4 protein-coding genes are annotated in these 4,631 nt (G+C 62.3%); all 4 read left to right on the top strand.

The window, feature by feature from the left end; all coding sequences use genetic code 11:
• Positions 1-853: UDP-2,3-diacylglucosamine diphosphatase (locus tag AC1D0Z_RS16395; RefSeq protein ID WP_477659284.1), on the top strand; the 853-nt coding region annotated here is incomplete at its 5' end.
• A complete protein-coding gene (locus AC1D0Z_RS16390) occupies positions 850-1,977 on the top strand; it encodes a glycosyltransferase family 4 protein (RefSeq protein WP_477659283.1) in 1,128 nt (375 codons plus the stop codon). The genes AC1D0Z_RS16395 and AC1D0Z_RS16390, both read left to right, overlap by 4 nt.
• Positions 1,978-2,027: 50 nt before the next feature.
• The gene (ppk1, locus tag AC1D0Z_RS16385) at positions 2,028-4,121 is read left to right on the top strand and encodes a polyphosphate kinase 1 (protein WP_477659282.1); all 2,094 of its coding nucleotides are present in this window, start codon (positions 2,028-2,030) and stop codon (positions 4,119-4,121) included.
• Between the two features lies 1 nt (position 4,122).
• Positions 4,123-4,596: a SixA phosphatase family protein gene (locus tag AC1D0Z_RS16380; protein ID WP_477659281.1), complete on the top strand. Its 474-nt coding sequence runs from the start codon at positions 4,123-4,125 to the stop codon at positions 4,594-4,596.
• The last annotated feature ends 35 nt before the right edge of the window (positions 4,597-4,631 follow it).

Genomic DNA, 4,631 nt, shown 5'->3' with positions numbered 1-4,631 from the left:
GTTTGATGCCATGGGCGCGCTGGGCAACAGCTTTGGCGGCAGCGGCGATGACCATGACGACGATGATTTACTGCGCAAGCGCTACCGCACCATCTTCATTTCCGATATCCACCTCGGAACGCCCGGCTGCCAGGCCGCTGCACTGTTGGACTTTCTGAAGGCGCACCCGAGCGATAACCTGTACCTGGTGGGCGATATCGTGGACGGCTGGCAATTGCGCCGACGCTGGTACTGGCCGCAGTCGCACAACGACGTGGTGCAAAAGCTGCTGCGCCGTGCCCGCAAAGGCTGCCGGGTGGTGTATGTACCCGGTAACCATGATGAGTTTGCGCGTGAATTTATCGGCAACCAGTTCGGCGGCATCGAGGTTATTGATGAAGCCGTGCACATCACCGCCGACGGCCGACAGCTATGGATCATCCACGGCGACTATTTCGACGCCGTGGTGCAGTGCGCCAAATGGCTGGCCTATGTGGGTGACAACCTCTATGAATTCACGCTCAAGCTCAACCGCTACCTGAACCGCCTGCGTGCCCGCCTGGGCCTGCCGTACTGGTCCCTGTCGGCCTACCTGAAGCAAAAGGTCAAGAGCGCGCTGAATTACGTGACCGACTTTGAAGAGGCTGTGGCCAACGAGGCGCACCGGCGCGGCCACCAAGGCGTGGTCTGTGGCCACATCCATCGCGCCGAGATGCGCACCATCAACGGTGTGCTGTACTGCAACGATGGCGACTGGGTTGAAAGCCGCACCGCGCTGGTAGAAAACTTCGACGGCACGCTCGAGCTGGTGCACTGGGCGCCCGCGCACGAAACGCAGGGCCGCGGGCATGTGGCTTCCACGGTAACGGCATGAGGGTCGCCCTTGTCACGGATGCCTGGCAACCGCAGGTCAATGGCGTCGTTACCACGCTGGTGGAGCTGGTGCGGGAGCTGCAGGAGCTGGGCCACCAGGTGGAAGTGATCCAGCCGGGTCTTTTCAAGACACGGCCGTGCCCAGGCTATGYCGGTATTGATCTGGCGGTTCGCCCCAAGCGCGGCCTGACCGAAAAGCTTGATGCCTTTTCGCCCGAAGCCATTCATATTGCTACTGAAGGCCCGCTGGGCTGGGCGGCCCGCAGCTATTGCCTCAGGCGTGGCCTGCAGTTCACCACCGCATTTCATACCAAGTTCCCCGAGATTCTTCATGCAGCATTGAAGATTCCGCTGTCATGGGGCTACGCACTCTTTCGCCATTTTCACAGGCCGTCGTCTGGCGTGATGGTGCCTACCCATGGCGTGCTGCGCATGCTGGAGCAGCGGGGTTTTCAAAACCTGCGCAGCTGGACGCACGGCGTGGACACCGACCTTTTCGGTTTTGAGTCGCAAGCGCGGCTGTACCCGCCCATGGGCACGGTGGTGCGCCCGGTGTCGCTGTTTGTGGGCCGGGTTTCCTATGAAAAAAATATCGAGGCTTTTCTCAAACTGGACATTCCCGGCACCAAGGTAGTCTGCGGGGTGGGGCCGCTGGAGGCCACGCTCAAGGAACGATATCCGCAGGTCCGCTGGATGGGCGTTTTGCCGCGGAACGAACTGGCCAAGGTCTACGCGGCTGCCGATGTGTTTGCCTTTCCCAGCCGGTCAGAAACCTTTGGTTTGGTGATGCTTGAGTCCATGGCAACCGGCACACCCGTAGCGGCTTATCCCGTCGACGGCCCCCTTGAAGTGCTGGGCAAGCCCGACGGAAGCAGTCACGGCGGTGTCATGAACGAAGACCTGCAACAGGCCTGTTACAGCGCGCTGGCGGTGCCGCGCCATGAAGCGCGCCAGCGGGCGCTGGACTTCAGTTGGGCGCATGCGGCGCAATTGTTCGAGTCTTTCCTGGTATCAGCGGGTAAAAACAGCACCGCGTTCAACCCCGACGGCATCAAGGACAGTACTTGCCAGCCWTTTCAGGCSRGTGCACCATCAGTCAAAAGTACTGTCACGCCATTGTCATGAAACMSGTCAACACTGTGACTTGTTGTTAATGACAAAGACCACTCTTGTTGATGCCCACCTCACCCGCCTCGGTGGCCGCCGCCGCGCCACCCGTCCAGTTCCTGGACCGCGACCACAGCATTCTTGCCTTCAATGAGCGGGTGCTGGACTGGGCCAGGCGCCCGGATGTACCGCTGCTGGAGCGGCTGAGGTATTTGTGCATCGTCTCGTCCAATCTGGACGAATTCTTTGAGGTGCGCACCGCCCCGCACCTGACCGCAGCCCAGGCCAACGACGCCAAGGGCCTCTATACGGTTCAGTCATTCCAGGCCCTGTCGGCTGCCGCGCATGACATGGTGGCACGCCAGTACTCCCTTTATAACGACGACCTGTTGCCGGCTTTCGAGCGGCAGGGCATACGCATCGTCTCTCACGGCGAGCGCAATGCGGCCCAGCGCCGCTGGGTGAAGGACTACTTTGAAAGGGAGGTGCGGCCGCTGTTGATCCCGGTCGGGCTGGACCCTTCCCACCCGTTCCCGCAGGTGGCGAACAAGTCGCTGAATTTCATCGTGCGGCTGGGCGGGCACGACGCCTTCGGCCGCGAGAACGACATTGCCATCGTGAAGGTGCCTCGGGTGTTGCCGCGTTTCATCCACATGCCGGCCCATGGCAAGGACAAGAGCCGGCTGTTCGTGTCGCTCTCCAGCGTGATCCGGGCTCATCTGGCGGAACTCTTTCCCGGGCGTGACGTGGGGCAGTTTTCGCAATTCCGCGTGACCAGGCATTCAGATCTGGCCGTGGACGAAGACGATGTGAAGAACCTGCGCACCGCCTTGCGCCAGGGCCTGGAGCAGCGCCACTACGGCCAGGCTGTGCGGCTGGAAGTGTCTGCGGGGTGTTCGGAATACCTGGCCAGTTTCCTGCTGAAGCAGTTCAACCTGCCGACGCCTTCGCTGTACCGTGTGCACGGCCCGGTGAACCTGGTCCGACTGACGCAGCTGGTCGATCTGGTCAACGACCCCAAGCTTCTTTTCCCCGGTTACAGCGCCTGTTATCCGACGCAGTTGCAACCCGGCCAGTCTTTTTTTGAGCGGCTTAAAGAGGGCGACGTATCCATTCACCAGCCCTTCGAGAGCTTCGACGGCGTGCTGGCCTTCCTGCGTGAGGCCGTCAACGACCCACAGGTGCTTGCGATCAAGCAAACCATTTACCGCACGGGCACCGACTCGGAGTTGATGGTGCTGCTGCGCGAAGCCGTCCGCCGCGGCAAGGAAGTGACGGTGGTGGTGGAGCTGAAAGCGCGCTTCGACGAAGAGGCCAACATCAACTGGGCGGAAATGCTGGAGTCCATCGGCGCGCAGGTGGTGTACGGCGTGGTGGGCCTCAAAACCCACGCCAAGATGCTGCTGGTGACCCGGCGCGAAGGCAAACACCTGGTGCGCTATGCCCATCTTTCCACCGGCAATTACAACCCCCGCACGGCGCGCCTTTATACCGACCTGAGCTACCTGACGGCCGACCCCTTGACGACGGCCGACATTGACAACGTGTTTGTGCACCTGGCCAGCCAGAGCCGCCTGCCCAAGCTGCACCATTTGCTGCTGGCGCCGTTCCAGCTGCATCGCAGGCTGATCGAGAAAATCGATGCGCTGGGCGAGGCCGCCCTGCAGGGCAAAGACACGCGCATCGTGGCCAAAATGAACGCCCTGACCGACGAAGACCTGATGCTGGCGCTGGTGAGGGCGGGGCAGCGCGGCGTGAAGATCGACCTGATTGTGCGCGGCGCCTGCATGCTGCCAGCGCAGGTTCCCGGTGTCACGGACAACATCCGCGTACGTTCCATCATCGGCCGCTTCCTGGAGCATTCGCGGGTGTTTTATTTCCGCTGCGCTGAAGAGGAAACGCTGCTGCTCTCCAGTGCCGACTGGATGAACCGCAACATGCTGCGCCGGGTAGAGCTGGCCTGGCCTGTCACCGACCCCGCGCTGCGCCAGCGCATCATTGACGAGTGCCTGGTGGCCTACCTGTATGACGGTCGCGATGCCTGGGACCTGCAGCCTGACGGAACCTACCTTCGCGTGAACCCGCAGGGCAACATCCCGCGCCACGGCGCCCAAGCGGCCTTGATGGCACGCTATTCGGCCCCCCATCACCAGGAAAAATGACATGGACCTCATCCTGTGGCGTCATGCAGAGGCAGAAGACTGGCCCGAGGGTGACCCGCAGGGCGGCCGTGACCTGGAGCGTTCGCTGACGGCGAGGGGCKAAAAGCAGGCTGCCCGCATAGCCAACTGGCTGGACCGCCAGTTGCCCGAAGGCGCGCGCATCTTCGTCAGCCCGGCACGGCGCTGCGAGCAGACCGCCCTGGCGCTGGGGCGCAAATACAAGATCAGGAGCGAACTGGGGCCCRACGCCACGGTAGAACAATTGCTCGAGTTGGTTCAATGGCCGTCRGCCAGGTCGCCGATTCTGGTGGTGGGCCACCAGCCCACACTCGGGCAGACCATCGCGCAGTTGCTTGGCTTGCAGGAAAGCGAATGCCCGGTCAAAAAGGGTGCGCTCTGGTGGCTTCGCAACCGCGAGCGCGAGGGGCACAACCAGACCGTGGTGGTGACCGTGCAATCGCCCGAAGTTCTTTGAGCTGCGCGGACGGTTGCGGTCCGTGCCGTCCGCGC

The organism is Polaromonas sp. P1_E3 (genome assembly GCF_056405935.1).
Note: the sequence above shows the minus strand (reverse complement) of the source record. Positions and strands in the feature narration are given on the sequence as shown.

Bases quoted from the DNA above. Each gene is read 5' to 3' on its own strand.
- ppk1 (WP_477659282.1), top strand. From the start codon at position 2,028: ATGCCCACCTCACCCGCCTCGGTGGCCGCCGCCGCGCCACCCGTCCAG.